Source organism: Streptomyces sp. HM190, from assembly GCF_009857135.1.
Taxonomy (GTDB): domain Bacteria; phylum Actinomycetota; class Actinomycetes; order Streptomycetales; family Streptomycetaceae; genus Streptomyces; species Streptomyces heilongjiangensis.
This window is the reverse complement of sequence record NZ_CP047318.1, coordinates 5704819-5727501: the sequence shown is the minus strand read 5'-3', so window position 1 is coordinate 5727501 and position 22683 is coordinate 5704819. Positions and strand designations below refer to the sequence as shown.

The 22683-nt window shown below is 70.2% G+C and carries 19 protein-coding genes; 3 read left to right on the top strand and 16 right to left on the bottom strand.

Translation table 11 applies throughout. The annotated features are described in order from the left end of the window. Window positions 1–166: 166 nt before the first annotated feature. A complete protein-coding gene (gene fdxA / locus GSY65_RS24535; protein WP_004926152.1) occupies window positions 167–484 on the bottom strand; it encodes a ferredoxin in 318 nt (105 codons plus the stop codon). A 140-nt stretch (window positions 485–624) separates the two neighbouring features. On the opposite strand from fdxA, the gene GSY65_RS24530 reads away from it, so the two are divergent. Next, window positions 625–1707 (top strand): GNAT family N-acetyltransferase, encoded by a 1083-nt coding sequence (locus GSY65_RS24530; RefSeq protein WP_201452654.1) that lies wholly within the window; start codon window positions 625–627, stop codon window positions 1705–1707. Between the two features lie 17 nt (window positions 1708–1724). Beyond that, window positions 1725–2576, top strand: a complete 852-nt coding sequence (locus GSY65_RS24525) for a transglutaminase-like domain-containing protein (RefSeq protein ID WP_159772578.1) — start codon at window positions 1725–1727, stop codon at window positions 2574–2576. A gap of 95 nt (window positions 2577–2671) precedes the next feature. Here the strand turns inward: GSY65_RS24525 and GSY65_RS34760 are convergent, their stop codons facing one another. From GSY65_RS34760 to GSY65_RS24500, 5 genes are all read right to left on the bottom strand, one after another. After that, window positions 2672–2833 (bottom strand): hypothetical protein, encoded by a 162-nt coding sequence (locus GSY65_RS34760; protein WP_443043250.1) that lies wholly within the window; start codon window positions 2831–2833, stop codon window positions 2672–2674. 414 nt (window positions 2834–3247) lie between these two features. Then, window positions 3248–5344, bottom strand: a complete 2097-nt coding sequence (locus GSY65_RS24515; RefSeq protein ID WP_201452653.1) for a hypothetical protein — start codon at window positions 5342–5344, stop codon at window positions 3248–3250. A 160-nt stretch (window positions 5345–5504) separates the two neighbouring features. After that, complete coding sequence (locus GSY65_RS24510; protein WP_159772572.1) at window positions 5505–5936, bottom strand: DUF6113 family protein; 432 nt, start codon at window positions 5934–5936, stop codon at window positions 5505–5507. A gap of 64 nt (window positions 5937–6000) precedes the next feature. Beyond that, window positions 6001–6933 carry an N-acetyl-1-D-myo-inositol-2-amino-2-deoxy-alpha-D-glucopyranoside deacetylase gene (gene mshB, locus GSY65_RS24505; RefSeq protein ID WP_159772569.1) on the bottom strand — a complete coding sequence of 311 codons (933 nt, stop codon included), beginning with the start codon at window positions 6931–6933 and terminating at the stop codon, window positions 6001–6003. Window positions 6934–7027: 94 nt separating this feature from the next. Next, window positions 7028–7222, bottom strand: a complete 195-nt coding sequence (locus GSY65_RS24500) for a hypothetical protein (protein WP_005480627.1) — start codon at window positions 7220–7222, stop codon at window positions 7028–7030. Window positions 7223–7447: 225 nt separating this feature from the next. Between GSY65_RS24500 and GSY65_RS24495 the strand changes: the two genes are divergently transcribed. Then, window positions 7448–9565 carry a prolyl oligopeptidase family serine peptidase gene (locus GSY65_RS24495; RefSeq protein ID WP_159772566.1) on the top strand — a complete coding sequence of 706 codons (2118 nt, stop codon included), beginning with the start codon at window positions 7448–7450 and terminating at the stop codon, window positions 9563–9565. A 165-nt stretch (window positions 9566–9730) separates the two neighbouring features. On the opposite strand, the gene GSY65_RS24490 is transcribed toward GSY65_RS24495, so the two are convergent. The 10 genes from GSY65_RS24490 to GSY65_RS24445 all read right to left on the bottom strand — a co-directional run bounded on the left by GSY65_RS24490 (window position 9731) and on the right by GSY65_RS24445 (window position 22304). After that, window positions 9731–10816, bottom strand: a complete 1086-nt coding sequence (locus GSY65_RS24490; protein WP_159772563.1) for an ABC transporter ATP-binding protein — start codon at window positions 10814–10816, stop codon at window positions 9731–9733. Beyond that, entirely contained in the window at window positions 10785–11792 is a 1008-nt protein-coding gene (locus GSY65_RS24485; protein ID WP_159772560.1) for an ABC transporter ATP-binding protein, read from the bottom strand. The genes GSY65_RS24490 and GSY65_RS24485 overlap by 32 nt, the downstream gene beginning before the upstream one ends. Before the next feature lie 9 nt (window positions 11793–11801). Next, the gene (locus tag GSY65_RS24480) at window positions 11802–12815 is read right to left on the bottom strand and encodes an ABC transporter permease (protein ID WP_159772557.1); all 1014 of its coding nucleotides are present in this window, start codon (window positions 12813–12815) and stop codon (window positions 11802–11804) included. Beyond that, window positions 12808–13731, bottom strand: a complete 924-nt coding sequence (locus GSY65_RS24475; protein ID WP_159772554.1) for an ABC transporter permease — start codon at window positions 13729–13731, stop codon at window positions 12808–12810. Before GSY65_RS24475 ends, GSY65_RS24480 begins: the two co-directional genes overlap by 8 nt. 49 nt (window positions 13732–13780) lie before the next feature. Next, the gene (locus tag GSY65_RS24470) at window positions 13781–15421 is read right to left on the bottom strand and encodes a peptide ABC transporter substrate-binding protein (protein ID WP_159772551.1); all 1641 of its coding nucleotides are present in this window, start codon (window positions 15419–15421) and stop codon (window positions 13781–13783) included. Between the two features lie 632 nt (window positions 15422–16053). Further along, window positions 16054–17196, bottom strand: coding sequence for an ABC transporter ATP-binding protein (locus GSY65_RS24465; protein ID WP_159772548.1), 1143 nt, complete (start codon window positions 17194–17196; stop codon window positions 16054–16056). Window positions 17197–17210: 14 nt separating this feature from the next. Beyond that, entirely contained in the window at window positions 17211–18272 is a 1062-nt protein-coding gene (locus GSY65_RS24460; protein ID WP_159772546.1) for an ABC transporter ATP-binding protein, read from the bottom strand. Between the two features lie 15 nt (window positions 18273–18287). After that, window positions 18288–19265 (bottom strand): ABC transporter permease, encoded by a 978-nt coding sequence (locus GSY65_RS24455; protein WP_159772543.1) that lies wholly within the window; start codon window positions 19263–19265, stop codon window positions 18288–18290. Window positions 19266–19364: 99 nt separating this feature from the next. Continuing rightward, window positions 19365–21158 (bottom strand): ABC transporter substrate-binding protein, encoded by a 1794-nt coding sequence (locus tag GSY65_RS24450; protein WP_159772540.1) that lies wholly within the window; start codon window positions 21156–21158, stop codon window positions 19365–19367. Window positions 21159–21260: 102 nt separating this feature from the next. Beyond that, the gene (locus tag GSY65_RS24445) at window positions 21261–22304 is read right to left on the bottom strand and encodes an ABC transporter permease (protein WP_159772537.1); all 1044 of its coding nucleotides are present in this window, start codon (window positions 22302–22304) and stop codon (window positions 21261–21263) included. Window positions 22305–22683: the final 379 nt, after the last annotated feature.

Sequence of the window (22683 nt, the reverse complement as noted above, 5' to 3'; positions counted from 1 at the left end):
CTCACTTTCTCGCACGAACGCCCCGTACGCGCCCGGGGGACGGGACGCGGGCCTCCGTACTGCTCGGACGGCGAACGCCTCGGCCCCGTACGGCGATCGGACCGTACGGGACCGAGGCGGCGCCTGCCGCGGGCCACCGGCCTGGCGGGCCCGCGGCGTCGCTTCCTCAGGCCTGCGGCGGCAGGGCGGCGATGAAGGGGTGGTCACGCTCGATCAGGCCGAGCTTGCTCGCACCGCCGGGAGAGCCGAGCTCGTCGAAGAACTCGACGTTCGCCTTGTAGTAGTCCTTCCACTCCTCCGGAGTGTCGTCCTCGTAGAAGATCGCCTCGACCGGGCACACCGGCTCACAGGCACCGCAGTCGACGCATTCATCCGGGTGGATGTAGAGGGACCGCTGGCCCTCGTAGATGCAGTCGACCGGGCACTCCTCGATGCACGCCTTGTCCTTCACGTCGACACAAGGCTGCGCGATGACGTAGGTCACGCTGTCGTTCCTCCTCGATAGGGCGCTGGCGGGCCTCCTCAGGCTCCGCCGCCTGGCGCGCGGGAGCGCGGCGTCGTCGATGCCCGCACCTAGTATCTCCGTTCCTGGGCATGATCCGAACAGGAGGGGTGAACTGACCTGTGGAAATCTCTGCCGGTGGACGTCTCGAGATCCGTGTTTCCGCCGCTGACGTGGGAAAACGCGTCTCCGTGCGGCGCGTTGACGAGGATGCCGTCGCGGGTCGGAAATTCACCGACACGGTCGGTGTTCTCACATCATGGGATGCCGGCGTGCTGCTGATCACCCGCAGGGACGGGGAGCGCGTACGGATCGAGGAGTCGTCACTGGTGGCGGGAAAGGTGGTGCCCGCCGCGCCCGCCCGCCGCCGGGGACCCGCGGCCTCGTACGGGGAACTGGCGCGGGTCTGCGCGCGGGCCTGGCAGCCCGTCGAGCGGGAGGCGCTCGGCGACTGGGAGCTGCGGGCCGCCTCCGGCTTCACCCGGCGCGCCAACTCGGTGCTGCCCCTCGGCGACCCAGGCATACCCCTGGACGAGGCCCTGACGGCCGTACGCGGCTGGTACGCGGCCCGGGGGCTGCCCGCGTACCTGCAGCTGGCCACGGGCGCCGAGGGCACCCAGGAGCTGCTCTGCGCGGAGGTGGAGGACCGCGGGTGGACCCGTGAGGTCACCGCGGAGCTGTGGATCGGGGCGCTCGCGCCCGTCGCGGACCGGGAGGCCCCCGGGGTGCGGCTGTCCCGGACGGCGGACGCGGCATGGCTCGGCCGCTACCGGCGCAAGGGGGTCGGCGAGGTCGCGCTGAAGGTGCTCGGCCGCGGGCCCTCGGTGTGGTTCGCGACGGTGCCGGGGGCCGAGGGGGCCGCGCCGGCGGCGATCGGTCGGTGCGTCGTGGACGGGAGGTGGGCCGGTTTCGCGGCCGTGGAGGTCGACCCGGCGCGCCGCCGGGAGGGGCTCGCGACGACCGTGATGGCCGCGCTGGCCCAGCGGGCGCTGGAGGAGGGGGCCTCGGCGGGCTGGCTCCAGGTCGAGGCGGACAACGCGGCCGCGCGGACGCTGTACGCGGGCATGGGCTTCGCCGCGCACCACGCGTACCACCACTACCGGGCGCCCGAGGGCGGGGCGATCGAGGACCGCGCGTCCGAGGAGGCCGGGGCGACGGCTTTCGAGGGGTCCGCGGGCCGTTCCGAGTCGTCCGGGCCGTCATGAGCGGGCGGCACCCCGACATGCGTGCGCCCCTGCCGCCGGAGCCGGTGCGGGCCGCCGAGGTGCGGCGGCGGTTCGTCGCGGAGGCGCGGGCCGAGCGGCCCGACCTCGCCGCGCTGTGCCTGCTCGTGGGCGCCGCGGGCGACGGGGCGCTGGACGACGCCGGCCTCGACGCCGCCCAGATCGAACTGGACCGGCTCGCCGGGCAACTGCCCTACCGTCCCGGCGGGCCCCGCGCGTGGGCGCTCGCGCTGGCGGGGCTGCTCGGGGACCGGTGCGGGTTCCGCGGCTCCGCCGCGGACTACCAGCGGCTGGAGTCGTCGCTGCTGCACCGGGTGCTGGAGCGGCGGCGGGGGCTGCCGATCCTGTTGTCGGTGGTGTGGATGGAGGTGGCCCGGCGGGCGGGGGCGCCGGTGTACGGGGTCGCGCTGCCCGGGCACTTCGTCGTGGGGTTCGGGCCCGCGGAGGAGCAGGTGCTGGCCGATCCGTTCGACGGGGGGCGGGTGCTCAGCGGGAGCGACGCGGAGACCCTGGTCGCGGGGGCGACGGGCGGTCCGCTGGAGCCGGGGATGCTGCGGCCGGCCGATCCGCTGGACGTCGTGCTGCGGGTCCTGAACAACGTGCGGGCGTGGGCCGCGGCCCGGCCCGAGCGGTCGGACGTGGCGCTGTGGGCGATCGAGCTGTCGCTGGCCCTGCCCTCGCACCCGGCGCGGCTGCGCTACGAGTGGGCGCAGTTGCTGGTGCGGCGGGGGGAGTTCCTGCGCGGGGCCGCGGAGCTGGAGGCGTACGCGCAGGTGGTGGCGGAGGTGGACGAGAGCGCGGCGGAACGGGTGCGGCGGCAGGCGGGGGCGGCTCGGGCGCGGTTGAACTGAGGGGCGGGGTGGGCCGCGTGTTCCGGCCGTGGGGGTGCGGTTGCGCAGGGCCCGGGTGGGTTCCCGTTTGATCAGGCCCCACGAGGCGAGGGTGGTCAGCACGTCGGCTCAGCCATCTCGGCGGTGATCGTCATGCATGCCTGTTCGAGGCCGAGTCCGGCCACTTCGAGGGTGCGGGGGTGAGGGCCGAGGCCGTGGCGGGCGTGGACGGTCGCGTCGGCGTCGGTGGACCGGAGGCGGACGGTACGGCCGGACACGTCGAGGGGGGCGAGGGAGAGCAGGCTCCGCAGGCGGTCCTCGTCGACCGGGGCGTCGGGCAGGTCGAAGGTGATCCTGCGGGCCCCGGCCCTCGCCTTGATCTCGGCGGCGGTGCCGTCGGCCGGCAGCCGGCCGCGGTGCGGGACGAGGACGCGGCCCGCGACGACGGCCTCGCGAGGGGTGGTGCCGAGGACGCGGGCCGTGCCGGTGTCGGGCTGCTTCAGGCCGAGACCCGACCACCGGGGTGGTCGGGACCGCTTGTGTCGTCATGGGAAGCAGGGTGTCCGCGCGGGCCCCTCGGCGGCCGTGTCGGTGGTCCTGTGTGCCACATGGCAGAAGTCGTACCGCGGGGGTGACACACGGGCAGGGGGCACCCGGTGTGCCACCGGGTGCCCCCTGCCTCGCGTGCTCCGTCAGGTCGGGTTCGTGTCGATCACGGCGACCCGTTCGGTCCTGCTCTTCAGGGCCAGGCGGAGGGCGCCGTAGACGTCCTTGGCGTTGACCGGGGTCTTCTCGCCGTTGGCGCGGGTGATCAGCACGCCGTCGAAGGTGCCGCCGTAGAGCTCCTGGAGAGCCTTCTCGTCGTAGGAGTCGACGAGCTTGCCGTCGACGGCCTTGACGGTGAGGAACTTCCACAGGGAGTTCTCGGGGCTGAGCTTCACCGAGTGCGCGGCGTCCGTCTGCACGGTGACGATGGCGGACATCGCCGGCTGCGCGAACTCCCTCATGAACCGGTCGACCTCGGCCTTGTCGACCGACGGCTCCTTGGCGGTGGTCGGCAGGCTCACGGCGGGCGTCGTGCCGGTCTCGACCTGGGTGCGGTAGGCCTTCTCGACGGCGTCGGAGGACTGGTCGACGGCGATGCCCTTGCCGCTCTTGCCGTAGACGGGGACGGCCTTGCCGGGCTCGTACTTCACGGTGCCGTCGCTCGCGGAGCCTGAGCCGCCCGCGGCGCGCTCCAGCGCGGCCCGGAGCTTCTCCTCGTCGACCGGCATGACGGGCTCGACGACGCGCTTCTGCCCGAAGAGGGAGCCGATCACGGAGACCGGGTTGTAGTCGCTGACGGCGGCGACGCGGACCGTGTCCTGCATGTCGAACTGGAGTCCGACCTGGTCCGGCCGGAGCGTGACCGTCCCACCGTCGACCGTAAGCTTCAGCTCCTTGTTCGTGCGGTCGGCGAAGGCCTTGTCCAGCTTGTTGACGGCCTCGTCGCGGGTGCCGCCGCCGATGTCGACGCCGAGGACGGTGGTGCCCTTGGGGACGTCGGAGTGGTTCATGAGGAGACCGGCGCCGTAGACACCGCCGGCGAGGACGACGATGCCGCCGCCGAGGAGGGCCAGCTTGCTGCGGCCCTTCTTCTTGGCGGGCTTCGCGGCCTTCGGGGCCTTGCCCCCGGCGGGCTTCTGCTGCTGCGCACCGGGGTCGGGCAGCTTCGGCGGGGTGTGCCGGGTCGTGCCGTCGCCGGGGCCGAAGGGGGCGCCCTGCGTGCCCGGGGGCACCACGGGGATGCCGCTGGTCAGGGTGTGCCCGGACGGGTTGTCCAGGGGGCCGGGGCCGCCGTAGCCGGGGGCTGCGGACCCGTCGGCGGGACGCTGCGGGGTGAGGACCGCGGTGTCGTCGCTGAGTCCGCCGCCGGGCTGGGCGTAGTCCGCATCGACCGGGGAGGTGAAGTCGGCGGCCGGGCCGAAGGGGTCGCGGGGGGTCGGGGGCGGGCCGAGGGGGCTGTCACCGGTGACGGGGCCGCCGGTGGGGCCGGAGGGGCCGCCCGCGGCGCCGTTGCCCGAGAAGTAGGGCAGGTCCTCGCGGTCGGACGTGGCGGCGGCGAGCGCGGCCGACACGTCGAAGGAGCCGGTGCCGCCGCCGTGGCCGGGAGCCACCGGTCCGGCGCCGGTGGCACCGGGGAGCCCGGCACCGTTCGTACCGCCGGGGCGGGGGGCGCCGCCCGTGCCGGGGCGGGGGGCGCCGGGCTGGGCGGAGGGGGCGCCGGGCGGCCTGCCTGCGCCGTTGCCGCCGCCGGGGCGGGGGGCCGGGCCGCCGGCCGCGGCCGCCGCACCGGCGGAGAACCCGGCGCCGTTGCTGTGACCGCCGCTCGGGCCCTTGCCCGCGGGAGCGCTCTTGCGTGGCGCGAACCAGTCGCTGGTCGGCTTGTCGTCGGCCGCCGGGGACGGCTCCGGCACGGGCGCCGGGGTGTCCGTGAGCACGGGCATGGCCGTGGTGCCGGTGGTCTCCGACTCGGAGCCGACGTCGTCCGCCGGGCTCTCGCCGTCACCGACCGGCTTGCGCACGACGACCGGCGGGATCGGCCGGGACCCGGGGATGTTGATCCGGACCCGTGTCGTCAGCGTGGTCTCGGTCTTGGGGCCGTCCGGCCGCTCGCCTGCGGCCGACCGGGCCGCGTCGGCACCGGCCTCGGTGGCCATGGGTGTGCCGTACGGCGGTGTCCCCGACGGGTACGCGGTGCTGCCGCGCCCATTGGCCCCGGAGGACGAAGTGTCAGTTTCACGACTCAAGGCAGGTTCTCCCGGTTTGCTCCGCCGCCCGTCACGACCTCAACTCAGCGGGCAGCTCGGCGGCGCGCACCACCATACTGGCCACTTCCGGCGCGTATCCCACGACCGCGTGGGAAACCCACACGGGACCCGCACCCCCCGACTGCGGCGAAGTGGTACGTCACTTCCCAAGTCGGGCGCCGGACCCGGCCGGTTGCCGCCCCCACCCAAGGGTGGCGCACATCACAGCAACAGCCATGCCACCGAGCAGGAAGAGATACGAGCCGATTCCCGCGGCGAAGAGGAAGTCGCCCTCCGGCCGGGTGGAGGTCAGCAGCAGCACGGAGATCATCCAGCCGGCGGCCGGCGCAACGGCCCCCGCCCTGCCGCCCGTCGTCCGGGCGCCGCCCAGGAAGAGCCCGGCCGCGGCGGTCAGCGCCAGCAGCAATCCGAGCGGGAACCAGGCCGCTTGGGCGAGCCCGCCGGCCACGCCGACCACGGCTCCCAGCAGCAGGAGCCCCAGGTATGCGGCGATCCGCGGGAGCGAGGGCAGGCTCAACGGCTGGGCGAGCGCGCTGCCTTGTCCGCCCGTGGGCGGCTGGGTCGGCTTCATCGCGCGACCGCCTCTCGGCCGTCGCGCCGACGTGCCACTCGTTCGTCATACACAGTCGTACGCATCACAGGGCCGTTCCGTTCTGGACTTCCTCGAAAGAGCTGCCAGGAATTCCCTCGAACAAGTCGTTCTCCCGGCCGCCGCCTTCGCGTCTGCCGCGCACCAACTCGTAGTACTCGGTGGTGAGGAGGGGCTGGGCCAGCTCGTTGGAGAGGACGAAATAGGGTTCGACGACCTCGATCTGGGTGGCGTGGGCGCGCATCGCGGCGGCCTTCGCGGCCGCGAAGCCGGTGCCGTCGATCTCGGTGGTGACGATGTGGTCGTCGACCACGCCGGGCACGTCGGTGACGGCGGCGGCCCGCTCGAAGGGCAGCCGGCCGGGTTCGGCGAGGTCGCGGCGGAGCCGGGCGAAACCCTCGACGATCACACCGCGCGGCACCCGGTTCCAGTAGACCTTGGCGATCGCCCAGGGGGCGCCCAGGTCGGGGCGGAAGCCGGGGTCGGCGGTGAGGTCGGCGGCGCGCATGGCGACGCGGTGGGCCTGGATGTGGTCGGGGTGGCCGTAGCCGCCGTTCGGGTCGTAGGTCACGAGGACCTGGGGGCGCACCTCGCGGACGACCGCCACGAGGTGGGCGGCGGCCTCGTCGACGTCGGCGGACCAGAAGGCGCCGGGCCGCTCGTTCTGCTCGACGCCCATCATCCCGGAGTCGCGGTAGCGGCCGGGGCCGCCGAGGAAGCGGTGGTCGGTGACGCCCAGCTCCTTCATGGCCTCGGCCAGCTCGCCCACCCGGTGGGGGCCCAGGGCGTCGTCGCGGTCGGGCGCGAGATGCGCGAGGTGGGGCGGGATGACCTCGCCCTCCTCACCGAGGGTGCAGGTCACCAGCGTCACCCGCGCCCCCTCGGCCGCGTACTTGGCCATGGTGGCGCCGTTGTTGATCGACTCGTCGTCCGGGTGCGCGTGCACCAGGAGCAGTCGGCGAGCGGGCAGATCCGTCATGGGCCCACCCTACGAGGCGCCCGGTGGCGCCCGTGCGGGGCACGGGCATGCACAGGGACGGGCGCGAGGGCGGGCCCGGGGGCGGTCGGAGGTCTCAGAACTTGATGCTGCCGATCATGCCCGCGATGTTGGTGGTCAGCTCGCTGATCGTCGGCGCGATGGTCGAGGAGGCGAGGTAGAACCCGAGCAGGATGCAGATGATCGCGTGTGGTGCCTTCAACCCTGACTTCTTGATCAGGATGAAGACGATGATCGCCAGCAGCACCACCGCCGAAATCGAGAGTGCCACGGCGGCTCACCTCCAAAAGTTCCCTGGGACCTGGGGAGCGAAGCAGTTGTCGAACGGCGACGGTGAGAAACGTCGTCGGTCGATGACGCGGGTGACGCAGTTGTGAATCCGTACAGCGGCCAGCAGGTTCATACCCACTCAGCGGTAGTGATCATAACTATCCAAACGCGCGCATCGATCGGCGCACGGCCGCACAAGGGGGCGCATGGCCAATATGGTCGGGGCATGACGACCGAGCCCGAGTCCTTCCCCCGTCGGCACGCCAGGACACAGCGTTTCAGCCTCGGCGCGCCGCGCGCGTTCTCCGTCGCTCCCGACGGTTCCCGTGTCGTGTTCCTGCGTTCCTCGTCCGGTACCGACCGGGCCAACAAGCTGTGGGTACTGGACCTGCCCGAGGGTGCCGAGCGCGTGGCGGCCGATCCACTGGCACTGTTGGGCGGTTCCTCCGAGGAGTTGTCCGCCGAGGAGCGGGCGCGTCGTGAGCGCAGCCGCGAGGGCGGCGCCGGGATCGTCGGCTACGCCACCGACGCGGCCGTGGAGTTGGCCTCTTTCGCCTTGTCGGGGCGGCTTTTCGTGGCGGAGCTGCGGGCCGGTACGGCGCGTGGACTGGACGTCCCCGGACCGGTGATCGACCCGCGCCCCTCCCCCGACGGCCGGCACGTCGCGTACGTCACCGGCGGCACGCTGCGGGTGGTGGAGGCGGAGGGCGGCGGAGACCGGGCGCTCACCGAGGAGGGCACCGAGAACGTCAGTCATGGTCTGGCGGAGTTCATCGCCGCCGAGGAGATGGGCCGTTCCCGTGGTTTCTGGTGGTCGCCGGAGTCGGACCGGCTGCTCGTGGCGCGCGTGGACGACACGCCGGTGCGCCGCTGGTGGATCTCGGACCCCGCGCAGCCGGAAAGGGACCCGCAGCGGGTGGCGTATCCGGCGGCCGGCACCGCCAACGCGGAGGTGCGGCTCTTCGTGATCGATCTGGCCGGGACGCGCACGGAGGTCGTGTGGGACCGGGCCCGCTATCCGTACCTGGCGCATGTGCACTGGTCAGGGGCGGGTGCGCCGCTGCTGCTGGTGCAGGCGCGGGACCAGCGCAGCCAGCTGTTCCTGGCGGTGGACCCGGACACCGGGGCGACGCGGATGGTGCACGCCGACGAAGATCCACATTGGCTTGATCTTTTCCCCGGGGTGCCCGCGTGGAGTCCGTCGGGGCAGCTCGTGCGTGTCGCGGACGAGGGCGGCGCGCGGGTGCTGGCGGTGGGCGAACGCCCGCTGACGGGTTCGCAGTTGCACGTCCGGGCGGTGCTGGACGTGTCCGACGACGATGTCCTGGTCGCGGCGTCGGCCGGCGAGTCGGCCGCCGAGCCGGAGATCGGCCAGGTGCACGTCTACCGGGTGAACGAGCTGGGGGTGGAGCGGGTCTCCGAGGAGCCCGGCGTGCACTCGGCGGTGCGTTCCGGGGGCGTGACGGTCCTGGTGTCCGCCGTGCCGGACCGGGCGGGGTCCCGAGTGCGGGTGGTGCGGGAGGGCAAGCAGGTGGCCACCGTGGCGACTTGCGCGGAAGAACCCGGTATGTCGCCGCGCGTGCGGTTCACACAGGGGGGCGCACGCCGCGTACCGTGCGCCCTGCTCATGCCGAGCGACTACGACGGCGTCACCCCCCTGCCGGTCCTCATGGACCCCTACGGCGGCCCGCACGGCGCCCGGGTACTGGCGGCGCACAACGCGCACCTCACCTCGCAGTGGTTCGCCGACCAGGGGTTCGCGGTGGTGGTCGCCGACGGGCGGGGTACGCCGGGCCGCTCCCCCGCGTGGGAGAAGGCGATCGACGGCGACTTCACGCTCTCCCTGGACGACCAGGTGGACGCGCTGCGGGACCTCGCGCGGTCGCATCCCCTCGACCTGTCACGGGTGGCGATCCGCGGCTGGTCGTTCGGCGGCTGGCTGGCCGCCCTCGCCGTCCTGCGCCGCCCGGACGTCTTCCACGCCGGGATCGCGGGCGCCCCGGTCACCGACTGGCGGCTGTACGACACCCACTACACGGAGCGGTACCTCGGCGACCCGGCCGCGCACCCGGAGGCCTACGCGGGCAGTTCGCTGGTGACGGACGGCGGGCTCTCCTCGCCCGCGCGACCGCACCGGCCGCTGATGATCGTGCACGGCACGGCCGACGACAACGTGGTCTTCGCCCACGCCCTGCGGCTGTCCTCCGCGCTCCTCGCGGACGGCCGCCCGCACGAGGTGCTGCCGCTCTCCGGGGTCACGCACATGACGCCGCAGGAGCAGGTGGCGGAGAACCTGCTGCTGCTCCAGGTGGACTTCCTGAAGCGGTCGCTGGGTCTGGAGTAGCCCTCCCGAGGAACGGGCAGGCAACGGGCCGGGGCGATATGGCGCGCCCCGGCCCGTTTACGGCACCCGCACGGCCGTACGCTGTTCAGCTTCGCGCGTCCGTATATCGGAACGGCGTCGGTCAAGTTGCCTGCGTGTTAACGCGGTTGGTGTGCTTTTGTACGCCTACACGGCCCCCTCGGCCTGATCGTCCAGCGACTCCTCCGGCGGGACGACCTGCTTCTCCTCCGCGAAGTGGCAGGCGGAGGCGTGGGCGGCCGGGCCCGCCCCGTGCCGGAACTCCGCCGGTACCGCGAGCGCGGGCACCTCCCGCTCGCACTTCTCGCGGGCCTTCCAGCAGCGGGTGCGGAAGCGGCACCCGGACGGGATGTTCGTCGGTGAGGGCACGTCGCCGACGAGGATGATCCGTTCGCGGTGCTCGCGTGCCTCGGGGTCGGGCACGGGCACGGCGGAGAGCAGGGCCTGGGTGTACGGGTGGGTGGGGTGGTCGTAGATCTCGGCGTCGCGGCCGATCTCGACGATCCGGCCGAGGTACATCACGCCCACCCGGTCGGAGATGTGCCGCACGATCGACAGGTCGTGCGCGATGAAGACGTAACTCAGCCCGAACTCCCCCTGGAGCCGCTCCAGCAGGTTGATCACCTGGGCCTGGACGGACACGTCGAGCGCGGAGACCGGTTCGTCGGCCACGATGATCTCCGGGCGGAGCGCCAGCCCGCGGGCGATGCCGATGCGTTGGCGCTGGCCGCCGGAGAACTGGTGGGGATAGCGGTTGACGTACTCGGGGTTGAGGCCGACCACGTCGAGGAGTTCCTGCACCCGGCGCCGCCGGTCGCCCTTGGGGGCGACCTCGGGGTGGATGTCGTACGGCTCGCCGATGATGTCGCCGACCGTCATCCGGGGGTTGAGGGAGGTGTACGGGTCCTGGAAGACCATCTGGATGTTGCGGCGCACCGCCTTCAGGGCCCTGCCGGAGAGCTTGGTGATGTCCTCGCCCTTGTACTTGATCGACCCGGCGGTGGGCCGCTCCAGGTTGACCAGCATCTTGGCCACGGTCGACTTGCCGCAGCCGGACTCGCCGACGATGCCGAGGGTCTCGCCCGGGGCGAGCGTGAAGTCCACCCCGTCCACGGCCCTGACCGCGCCGACGTGCTTCTTGAACAGGATGCCCTGGGTCAACGGGAAGTGCTTGACCAGTCCGGTGACCTCCAGGATCGGCTCAACCGTTGACGTGGCCGTCGACTCGGTCATCGAGGCACTCCCTCCAGAAGTGGCAGGCGCTCACCCGGGTGCCGTCGGACGGGGTCACCTCGTACAGCGGGGGCACGTCCGTGCGGCACACGTCGCGGGCCATGGGGCAGCGCGGGTGGAAGGCGCAGCCGGGCGGGATCTTCATGAGGTTGGGCGGGAGGCCCTTGATGGCGTAGAGCTCCTGGCCCTTCTGGTCCAGGCGCGGGATGGAGTCGAGCAGGCCACGGGTGTAGGGGTGGGCCGGGGCCTTGTAGATGTCGTGGACGGGGGCGGACTCCACGATGCGGCCGGCGTACATGACGGCGATGCGGTCGGCGACGTCCGCGACGACGCCGAGGTCGTGGGTGATCAGGATGAGGCCCATGTCCAGTTCGCGGCGCAGCTCAGCGAGGAGGTCCATGACCTGGGCCTGGACGGTGACGTCGAGCGCGGTCGTCGGCTCGTCGGCGATGATGAGGGAGGGCTCCAGGGCCAGCGCCATCGCGATCATGATGCGCTGGCGCATACCGCCGGAGAACTGGTGGGGGTAGTCCCGTACGCGTTCCTTCGCGGCCGGGATGCGGACGCGGTCCATCAGCTCGACGGCCTTGGCGCGGGCGTCCTTCCCGGACATGCCCCGGTGCACGACGAACATCTCGCCGAGCTGGTCGCCGACGGTCAGGACGGGGTTCAGGGCGGAGAGCGCGTCCTGGAAGATCATCGCCATCTCGGCGCCGCGGATCTTCCGGCGTTCGTCCTCCTTGAGCTTCAGCAGGTCACGGCCCTTGAAGAGGATCTCGCCGCCGGTGATCCGCCCCGGCGGCATGTCGAGGATCCCCATGATCGCCTGCGCGGTGACCGACTTGCCCGACCCGGACTCCCCCAGCACCGCGAGCGTCTGTCCGGCGTCGACCGCGTACTCGACCCCGTTGACCGCCTGGGCGATCCCGTCCCGCGTCCTGAACTCCACCCGGAGATCACGCACTTCGAGCAGCATGACGACGGCTCACCTCAGCTTCGGGTCGAGGGCGTCGCGGACCGCGTCGCCGAGCATGATGAACGCCAGGACGGTGATCGCGAGGGCGCCGGAGGGCCACAGCAGGGCGTGCGGGGCGTTGCGGATGTACGGCGAGGCGGCGGAGATGTCGATGCCCCAGGAGACGCTGGGCGGCTTCAGACCGACTCCGAGGTAGGACAGGGTGGCCTCCAGGGCGATGTAGGTGCCGAGCGCGATGGTGGCGACGACGATGACCGGGGCCACGGCGTTCGGGGTGATGTGCCGCAGCAGCATGCGGGAGTTGGAGGCGCCGAGGGCTCGGGCGGCCTGGACGTAGTCGTTCTGCTTGGCGGTGATGACGGAGCCGCGGGCGATGCGGGAGATCTGCGGCCAGCCCAGCAGCACCATGAACCCGATGACCGGCCAGACGCTGTTGCTGGTGACCACCGACAGCAGCACCAGACCGCCGAGCACCACGGGGATGGCGAAGAAGACGTCGGTGATCCGGGACAGGAACGAGTCGGAGATCCCGCCGAAGAAGCCGGCGAGCCCGCCGAGCAGCGACCCGAGGAGCGCGACGCCGAGCGTGGCACAGACACCGACGGAGATCGAGATTCGCGCCCCGTACACGGTCCGCGTGTACACGTCGCAGCCCTGCCCGTCGAAGCCGAAGGGGTGGCCGGGCTGCGACCCCTGCTGGGCCTTGGCGAGGTCGCACGTGAGGGGGTTGCCGGAGGCGATCAGCGACGGCCACAGGGAGATGACGACGAGGAAGAGGATCACGAGCGCCGAGATGATGAAGACGGGGTTGCGGCGCAGGTCGCGCCAGGCGTCGGACCACAGACTGCGGGCCTTGTCCGCCGGACCGCCCGCGTCGGCGTTGCCGAGCCCCTTCTCCAGGGTCTCCCCCTCGGTGGTGGCCAGGTCCATGGTGCCGTCCAGTCCCGTCGAGGCGATCGCCCCGTCCTCGGCGGAGCGTTGGCCGCCCGAGACGTGCGGCTCCTCCGGCTGCGGCTCAGGCATAGCGGATCCTCGGGTCGAGTACGGCGTAGAGGAGGTCGACGAGCAGGTTGGCGACGAGGAACACCAGCACGAGGACGGTCACGAAGCCGACGACGGTCTGGGTGTTCTGGCGGAGGATGCCCTGGTAGAGCTGGTAGCCGACGCCGTGGATGTTGAAGATCCGCTCGGTGACGATGGCTCCGCCCATCAGGGCCCCGATGTCGGTGCCGATGAAGGTGACCACCGGGATCAGGGAGTTGCGCAGCAGGTGCTTGCGGATCACCCGGTGCCGGGGCAGGCCCTTGGCGACGGCGGTGCGGACGTAGTCGCCGCGGGCGTTCTCGGCGATCGACGTACGGGTCAGCCGGGTGACGTACGCGAGGGAGACGGAGGCGAGGACGAGTCCGGGGACGATCAGCTCGCCGAAGGGGGCGTCGGAGGAGACCGACGGGCTGATCCAGCCCCATTCCACGCCGAGCAGCAGCTGGAGCAGCAGACCGGTGACGAAGGTGGGGACCGAGATGACGACCAAGGTGGTCAGCAGGACCCCGGTGTCCACGGGCCGGCCGCGCCGCAGCCCGGTGACGACGCCGAACGTGATGCCGATGACGATCTCGAAGAGGATGGCGACGATCGTCAGCCGGATCGTGACCGGGAAGGCGGAGGCCATCAGCTCGGTGACCTCCTGCCCGTTGAAGGCGGTGCCGAAGTCGCCGGTGAAGACGTTGCCCATGTAGGTCAGGTATTGCTGCCACACCGGCTTGTCGAGGCCGAACTCCCTGCGCAGCTGGGCGGCGGTCGCCGGGTCGCACTTCCGGTCGCCGCACAGACCCGCGATGGGGTCGCCCATCACGTTCACCATCAGGAAGATCAGGAGGGTGGCGCCCACGAAGACCGGGATCATCTGCAGCAGGCGCCGGATCACATACCGTCCCATACGGACTCCGGAGGTAGTGGGCGGGCGCCGGGGCGCCCGCCCGGACGGCTCAGCTGACCTTGATCTGGTCGTACACCGGCACGCTGAACGGGTTCAGGGACACGTTGGAGAGCCGCTGGGAGTAGCCCGCGCTGCCGTTCTGGTACCAGAGCGGGATGGCGGCCATGTTGTCCCGGACGACTTCCTCGGCCTGCTGGAACTTCTGCACGGCCTTCGCGGTGTCCTCCTCGGCGTTGGCCTCGTTGACGAGCTTGTCGAAGTCGGCGTTGGACCACTTGCCGTCGTTGGAGGAGGCATTGGTGTAGTACAGCGGCTGGAGGAAGTTCTGGATCAGCGGGTAGTCCATCTGCCAGCCGGCGCGGAACGGGCCGCTCATCTTCCGCTCGGTGATCTGGTTGCGGTAGTCGGCGAAGGTGCCGACCGGGTTGCCGACGCACGCCTGGTCGTTGTCGAGGGCGTTGTTGATGGAGTTGCAGACGGCGTCGACCCACTGCTTGTGGGAGCCGGTGTCCGCGTTGTACGTGATCTTGACCTGGCCGCCGGGGAGGCCGCCGCCCTCCTTGACCAGCTTCTTGGCGGCGTCCGCGTCGTACTCGCAGGCGTCACCGCACAGGCCCTCCTTGTAACCGCCGTCCTCGCCCAGCACCGGTGAGGTCCAGTCGGTGGCGGGGGTGCGGGTCTTCTGGAAGATGGTGTCGGTGATCTGGTCGCGGTCGATCGCCCTCGACAGGCCCTCGCGGACCTTCTCCGAGCCGGGCTTGTTCCACGCCTTGTCGTAGAACGGGAAGGACAGCGTCTGGATGATGCCGGCCGGGGTGTTGATGTACCGGTCGCCGAGGTCGGCCTGGACGTTCTTCAGCTGGGCGGCGGGCACGTCGTCCACGAGGTCGAGGTTGCCGGCCAACAGGTCGGTGTAGGCGGTGTTGTTGTCCGTGTAGACCTTGAGGTCCACGCCGCCGTTCTGGGCCTTGTCCTCGCCCGGGTAGCCGTCCCACTTCCGGACGGAGAGCTGGGAGCCCTTGGTGTAGGAGTCCACGGCGTAGGGGCCGTTGCCGACGGGCTTGGCCAGCCAGGCCTTGTGGTCGGTGAAGAACGACTGGGGCAGCGGGACGTAGGCGTTGTAGCCGAGGGTGTCGGGGAACGTCGAGAACTTCTGCGTCAGCGCGACGGTGAACGTCCGGTCGTCGACGACCTTCAGGCCGGAGAGGGTGTCGGCGGTCTGCTTGCTGCCGTCGCTCGGGTGGACCTTGTCGTAACCCTGGATGTACTCGAAGAAGTACGCGTTCTTCTGGTTGTTCTTCAGGCTGGCCCCGTAGTTCCACGCGTCCACGAAGGACTTGGCGGTGACCTTCTCGCCGTTGCTGAAGGTCCAGCCGTCCTTGACGGTGATCGTGAAGTTCTGCGAGTCCGTCGTCTCGATCTTCTCGGCGAGCATGTCCTCGGCCGCGCCGGTCTTGGCGTTGTACCGCTTCAGCCCGCGGAAGATCATGTCCAGCACCTTGCCGCCCTGCACCTCGTTGGTGTTGGCCGGCTCCAGCGGGTTCTGCGGGTCACCCCAGGAGGAGCTGAGCACCGCGCCGCTGTCACCGCCGCCACTGCTGCCGCCGCTGTCCCCGCCGCCGCATCCGGTCGCGGCGAGCGCCACCGCGACCGCGCCGGCGGCCCATCTGGCATGCGTGGCTCCGCGCATCGAGTGCCTCCTCATCAGTGATCCCGTTATCGGACAATATCGGCACATCTCTCGCATACCGCATGTCTGAGGGGTCCGTACGAGGAGGAACGCCGGGCGGGGGCAGCCGTGGAAGGGCATCGGGGAGGGCCACCGGGAGGGCCCTCCCCGGCGGCCGAAGCGGCGGGACGCCTCGCCGGGGCGTGGCGTCGGGGCGGGTCCGGCTTCGGCCCGGCAAGAGCGGGGTTCGAGGGGGTGAGGGGGGCGCGTGGGGCGGTCCTCGGGCCGGTCATGGCGGGGCCGACGGGCGTCATCCGGTGGGCCGGCCACGGGTCGAGGAACGAAGGTCCGGCTCAGGCCGTGGAGGGCACATCGACGCGGCGCGGGGCGAGTTGAGGGGCATGCCGGGGAACGCCCGCCACCCGGGCGCCACGCACCGCACGCCCGTCCCTGACAGCTGCGGGCCGGGAGCGCAATGGCCGCGGCGGCGGCACCCGCTCGGCCGGCCGGATCGCCTGGCGCGGCCCCGCTCGGCCGGCGATGACGGAACCCGGTGGCGCACGTCGCAGCCGGTCGTCACCGCCCGTACGCACGACACCGGCCCGGGGGCGGAGTCGTGCGACTCCGCCCCCGGGCCGGTGGGTGACCTGGTCTCAGTCCTTGGCGGGCTTCGCCCCGGTGTCGTCGGCCGCGTCCTTCTCCAGCGCCTTCAGCGCGGGGTCCAGGATGACGTCCTCGGCGCGGGCCTCCGTGGTGGGGTCCTCCGGGAAGTGGCAGGCCGTCAGGTGGCCGTCACGGTTGCCGGAGATCTGCAGCAGCGGGGGCTCCTCGCTGGCGCACTTGTCCTGCGCCTTCCAGCAGCGGGTGCGGAAGCGGCAGCCGGACGGCGGGGAGATCGGGGAGGGGACGTCGCCGTAGAGACGGATCCGCTCCTTCGCCTCGGTCTCGTCGTCGATCGCGACCTCGGGGACCGCGGAGAGCAGGGCGTGGGTGTACGGGTGGCGGGGCCGGTTGTAGATGGCGTCACGGTCGCCGACCTCGACCACCTTGCCGAGGTACATGACCGCGACGCGCTGCGAGAAGTGCCGCACGATCGCGAGGTCGTGGGCGATGAACAGGAAGGCGATGCCCAGCTCCTGCTGCACCTCCTGCAGCAGGTTCACCACCTGCGCCTGGATCGACACGTCCAGCGCGGAGACCGGCTCGTCCGCCACGATCAGCTTCGGGTTGAGGGCCAGGGCACGGGCGACGCCGATGCGCTGGCGCTGACCGCCGGAGAACTCGTGCGGGAAGCGGTTGTAGTGCTCCGGGTTGAGACCGACGAGCTCCAGGAGCTCGCGGACCTTCTTCTCCCGGCCACCCTCCGGCTCGATCCCGTTGACCTCCATCGGCGACTTGATGATGGTGCCGACGGTCTGGCGCGGGTTCAGCGAGGAGTACGGGTCCTGGAAGATCATCTGAATGTCGGACCGCACCGGCGCCAGCTGCTTGCGCGAGGCGTGGGTGATGTCCTGGCCCAGGTAGCTGATCGTGCCCGCGGTGGGCTCCAGCAGCCGGGTGATCAGCCGGCCGGTGGTCGACTTGCCGCAGCCCGACTCGCCCACCAGGCCGACGCTCTCGCCGACGCCGACGGTCAGATCGACGCCGTCGACGGCCTGCACGGCGCCGACCTTGCGCTTGATCGGGAAGCCGCCGTAGATGGGGAAGTGCTTGGTGAGCCCCCGCACCTCGAGGAGGGGCTCCGTCGAGGTGCCGGTGGAGCCCTGCTGTGCGGGGAGGGTGAGGTTGTCGCTCATGATCTCGGTTCTCCCTAGCGCAGCCGGGGCTGGATCTTGTCGATGAAGATGGACTGCTTCTGCTGCGCGGTCAGGTGGCACGCGGCGGCGCGGCCGTCGGCGAGCGGCGGACGGGTGTCGCTGCACAGCGTGCCGGTGACCTCGCCGGTGAACGCGCACCGGGGGTGGAAGCGGCAGCCGGTGGGCGGGTTGAGCAGCGAGGGCGGCGAGCCGGGTATCGGCGACAGCGTCTCGTGGATGTCGCCGTCGAGGCGCGGCATCGAGCTGAGCAGGCCCCAGGTGTAGGGGTGCTGGGGGGTGCGCAGCACCTCCTTGACGCTGCCGCGCTCCACGGCGCGGCCCGCGTACATCACCAGCAGGTCGTCGGCCATGTTGGAGATGACGCCGAGGTCGTGGGTGATGAAGATGATCGCGGAGCCGAACTCCTGCTGGAGGTCCTTGAGCAGGTCGAGGATCTGGGCCTGCACGGTCACGTCGAGCGCGGTCGTGGGCTCGTCCGCGATCAGCAGGTCGGGGTCGCACATCAGCGCCATGGCGATCATCGCGCGCTGGCGCATACCGCCGGAGAACTGGTGCGGGTAGTCGTCGAAGCGCACCTTGGGCTGCGGGATGCCGACCTTCTCCAGCATCTGGATGGCCCGGTCCTTGGCCTCCTTCTTGGAGGCGCCGCGGTGCTTCATGAACGGCTCGGACAGCTGCCGGCCCACCGTGTAGTACGGCGACAGGGCCGTCAGCGGGTCCTGGAAGATCATCGCCATCTTGTTGCCGCGGAGCTGCTCCAGCTCCTTCTCCGGGGCGGTGACGAGTTCCTTGCCGTCGAGCAGGATCTCGCCGTCGATGTGGCTGGTCCGAGGGTTGTGCAGGCCCAGGATCGTCAGGTTGGTGACGGACTTGCCGGAGCCGGACTCCCCCACGATGCCGAGGGTCTTGCCGCGCTCGACGTCGAAGGAGAGCCCGTCGACGGCCTTGACGATGCCGTCCTCGGTGGAGAACTGCACCCGCAGGTCACGGACCGAGAGGAAGCTCTCGGGCCCGGTCGGGGCCGGGGCGTCCTCGGTCTTGGTCAGTGTGGTCACGGTGGTTCGTTCTTCCTAGGAGAGCCGGACGCGCGGGTCGATCCAGGCGTACACGATGTCGACGAGGATGTTCAGGAGCAGGATGAAGAAGGCTCCGAACAGCATCACACCCATGGTCAGCGGGAGGTCCTTGTTGATCGCTCCGTCCACGGCCAGGCGGCCGATGCCCTGGAGGGAGAAGGTCAGCTCGGTGACCACGCCGCCGCCCAGCAGTGCGCTGATGTCGATGCCGAGGACGGTGACGATCGGGATGAGCGAACCGCGCCAGGCGTAGCGGAAGAAGACGAACTTCTTCGACATGCCCTTGGCCCGCGCCGTGCGCACGTGCTCCTCCGCGAGCTGCTCGATCATCGAGGCGCGCGCCATACGCGTGTACTGCGCGGTGAAGATCGTGGCCATCACCACCATGGGGATGGACAGTCCGACGAGCCAGCCGACGGGGTCTTCGGTGAAGGGCACGTACTTGGGGTCCTCCATCCAGCCCGTGCTGTACACGAGGATGGTGAGCACGATGGGGCCGAGGAAGTAGATCTGGAACGAGCTGAGGACCATGGACGAGCCGGTGGCGATCTTGTCCACCAGGGAGCCTCGCCGGTAGGCGGCCAGCATGCCCGCGCCGATGCCGACGATCAGGAAGACGGTCATGGCACCGACCGTCAGCGACAGGGTCAGCGGGAACCGGTCCATGATCGTGTCCCAGACGAAGTCGCCGGAGTAGAACGACTGGCCGAGACACGGAGCGGCGCAGTGGCCGTCGGGGAAGTCACGGCCGACCACGATGCCGGACATGAACTCCCAGAACTGCTTGAAGATCGGTTCGTTGAGACCGAGCGCGTGGCGGATGGCATCCAGTCTCTCGGGGGAGCAGTCCCTGCCACAGGCCAGGGAGGCGTAGTCGGAAGGTGCGGCGACGAAGAGGAAGAACGTGACTGCGCCGATCAGGAACAGGGTGACGACGGCGCCGGCCAATCGCCGGATGATGAACTGAAGCATGGCGGCAAGGCTGCTCTCTGCGGAGACGGTGGAGGGGGTTCACGGAACCGCGGGAGTGCGCTCCGCCTGGTGCGCACTCCCGCGTTCAGCCGTAGAGAGTTACGACTTCAGGAACAGTCGGGTGACGTCGATGTAGCTGGACTCGGTGCTGTAGCGGGCACCGCCGATGTTCGAGCCGTAGAGCTGGAACTGCTTCGTGTACCACAGCGGAGCGGCCGGGTTGACCTTCTCCAGGATGTAGTGGTGGGCGTCGCGCCAGGTCTTGGCGGCCTCGGTCGGCTCCTGGGTCAGGGCCTTCTTGATGAGCTCCTGGACCTTCGGGTCGTTGATGTGCGAGTAGTTCGACGAGCCCTTGGCGACCTGGTCACCGTCGTAGATCGGTGTGACGACCGTACCCGGGGACGGCCAGTCCTGGCCCCAGCCCGTGATGTACATGTCGTACGGGTTGTCCAGCTCACCGATCTGCTGGTAGTAGCTGGCGGAGTCGATCTCCTTGGAGACGACGTCGATGCCGACCTTGCCCAGGGCGTCCTCGATGGCCACCTTGCGCTTCTGGCCCTGCTCGGTGTTGCCGTAGGCGAAGACGAGCTTCTTCTCCGCGGCCGGAACGTCCTTCAGGAGCTCCTTGGCCTTCTCGATGTTGCCCTGCGGCGTCTTCAGACGGCCGTAGGGGTCGTAGTCCTTCTCGTAGCCCGGCAGGGTCGGGGCGAACAGGTTCGGGGCCACGTCGCCGCCGTACGCGCCACCCTCACCGGCGATCAGCGACTTGGAGTTCACCGCGTAGGTGACGGCGTCACGGACCGTCTTGTTCTTGACGCGGTCCAGGTTGAACGTCAGCTGCATGACGTAGGGCTGGAAGCCCTTGATCGTGCGCTTGTTGACGGACGGGTCGCTGATGACGTCCTGGATCTGCGTGGCGTCGACGCTGCCCGTGAACTGGATGGCGTTCTTGGAGTCGCCCTGGTCCGAGATCAGACGCTTGGTCTGCGTGGACTCGGTGACGCCGAACTGGAAGTCCCATCCGTCCACGTACTGGTGGCGCACGGAGTCGGTCTTGGGGTCCCACTGGTCGTTCTTGACGAGCTTGAGGGACTTGCCGACCTTGTACTCGGAGATCTTGTACGGGCCGAGGGCGACCGGGGCCTTGTCGTACTTCTCCTTCGTGTCGGTCTTCTCCGGAACGATGGAGTAGCCCGGCATCGCGAGCGTCTGCGGCAGGTCCGGACGCGCGGTGTCGAAGTGGAAGATGACGGTCTTGTCGTCCGGCGTCTCGAGGACGCTGTCCGGCAGGTGCTTCTTGCCGAAGCCACCGTCCGGCAGGGCCTCCCGGTACTTCGGGCCGCTCAGCCAGTTCTGCAGGTACGTCGGGCCGTCGAAGATGAACTCGGCGTAGGTGCGCTCGACGGTGTGGCGGACGTCGGCCGAGGTGATCTCGTTGCCGTTCTGGTCCTTGATCCCGTCCTTCAGCGTGAAGGTCCAGGTCTTGCCGCCGTCGGAGGACTTGCCGGCGTCGGTGGCGATGTCACCCACGACCGAGACGTTGCCCTTGCCGTCCTCGGAGAAGTTGGTCAGACCGCGGAAGATCAGGTTGGAGAGCTGGCCGGCGTCCGAGACGTAGATCTGACCCGGGTCGACGTGCGTGAGGCCCGCCTCCTGGTAGACCGTGACGGTGCCACCGCTCTTGGCGCCGGGAACCTCGGGGGCCGGACCGGCGGAGGCCTTCGCGTCGGCGTAGGACACAGCCTTCGACTGCTCAGCGGCCTTCTTCTGGTCTTCCTTGGAGTTGGCGCTGGAGTTCGTGCCCTTGTTCTCCGAGCAGCCGGTCAGCGCGAGGGAGCCGGCCGCGAGGGCGACGACTATGGCGCGGGCTCTGCGCGAGGTGAGCGACTTCATGACGGTGTATGCACCTACCTGTCGGTTGTTATCCATGAGTACTGCCTGACGCGGCTGGTAGGCCGACGCGGGGGCGGCAGTCACCCCCCACCAATGGACGGTTCAGCGCCCGGACTTGGGGTCAAACGCATCCCGTACGGAGTCTCCGAGGAGGTTGAAGCACAGGATGAAGATCACCAGGGCCACGCCCGGGAAGAACATGAACGCGGGGTCCTGTTCTGCGTACTTGGCGCCTGCTGCGAAAAGCTTTCCCCAGTCCGGGGTGGGTTCGACGAAGCCGACACCCGCGAAGGAGAGGAACGCGATGGTGAGGATCGTGCTGGGCAGCTGATACGTGAACTGCACCAGGATCGGCGAGACGACGTTCGGCAGGATCTCCTTGCGGACGATCCGCCACGGCGAGGCGCCGGAGACCTTGGCCGCCTCCACGAACTCCCGCTCACGCAGCGACAGCACCGTGGACCGGACGAGCCGGGCCATTCCCATCCAGCCCAGCAGCCAGAGCACGATCAGGATCGCCACCGCTCGGAAGTAGGTGGGCGTCTCCTCCCGGGGGTCCACGAAGAACGCGGTGACCACGGGCATGAAGGCGATGAAGAACAGCTGCTGCGGGAAGGACAGGAAGAAGTCGGTGACGCGACCGATCCAGTAGTCGGTACGACCACCGAAGTAGCCGCCGATCAGACCGATGATCACGCCGGTGGCCATCAGCAGCACCGTGACACCGAGCGCCATGTACAGCGAGGTCCGCATGCCGTACATCAGCATGGCGAACAGGTCACGCCCGTACTGCGGCTCGACCCCGAACCAGTGGTCCCCCGAGACACCGCCGAGGTAGCCGAGCGGCAGACCGAAGTCGTCGAGGACGGGGCTGTCCGCGTAGGTCGGGTCCTGACCGTACAGCGTGTACGGGTTGGTGCCGCTGATCGCGGTGAGCAGCGGCGCGCACAGCGAGATGACGAAGAAGAAAATCACTACCCCGGCGCAGATCATGCCGGTACGGTCACGCCTGAAGCGCTGCCACATGAGCTGGCCGGGGGAACGGCCCTCAAGGGTCTTGGGCTTGTCGACCTCGGAGGTCGCCGCCAGTTCGGGGTCCAAGGCGACCGCGGGCCCGGAGCCCTCGGCCTTGGTTGGACTGGTCATGTGTGTTCTTCCCCCGGGGGGTTGGAGAGTTGAGCGCAGCACAGATCCGGCTACCGGCGGGTTCTGCGTTTTGGGGGAACTTTCGCCAAGTGAGTCAACGCGCGTCAAGGGCGGAAGACATAGGGATCTCCCTACCGTCCATATTTTGAGCAAAAATTGCAAAGATTGACATCTGGTCGCGCTTGACAGGCGAGATCAGATTCCGGCGAATCGGACATTCAGTGAAGGATTTTTGTTTACATGTCCGAAACTTGATCGCCGGAACACCGATATGCGAACAGTGCCGCACAGCACACCGACAGCTCGTGGAGAGGTTCGGGACGTGGGACCGGCCGTCCCCCACCACTCCTTCACGAGCGGTCCGGGAGCCCCGGTCCCC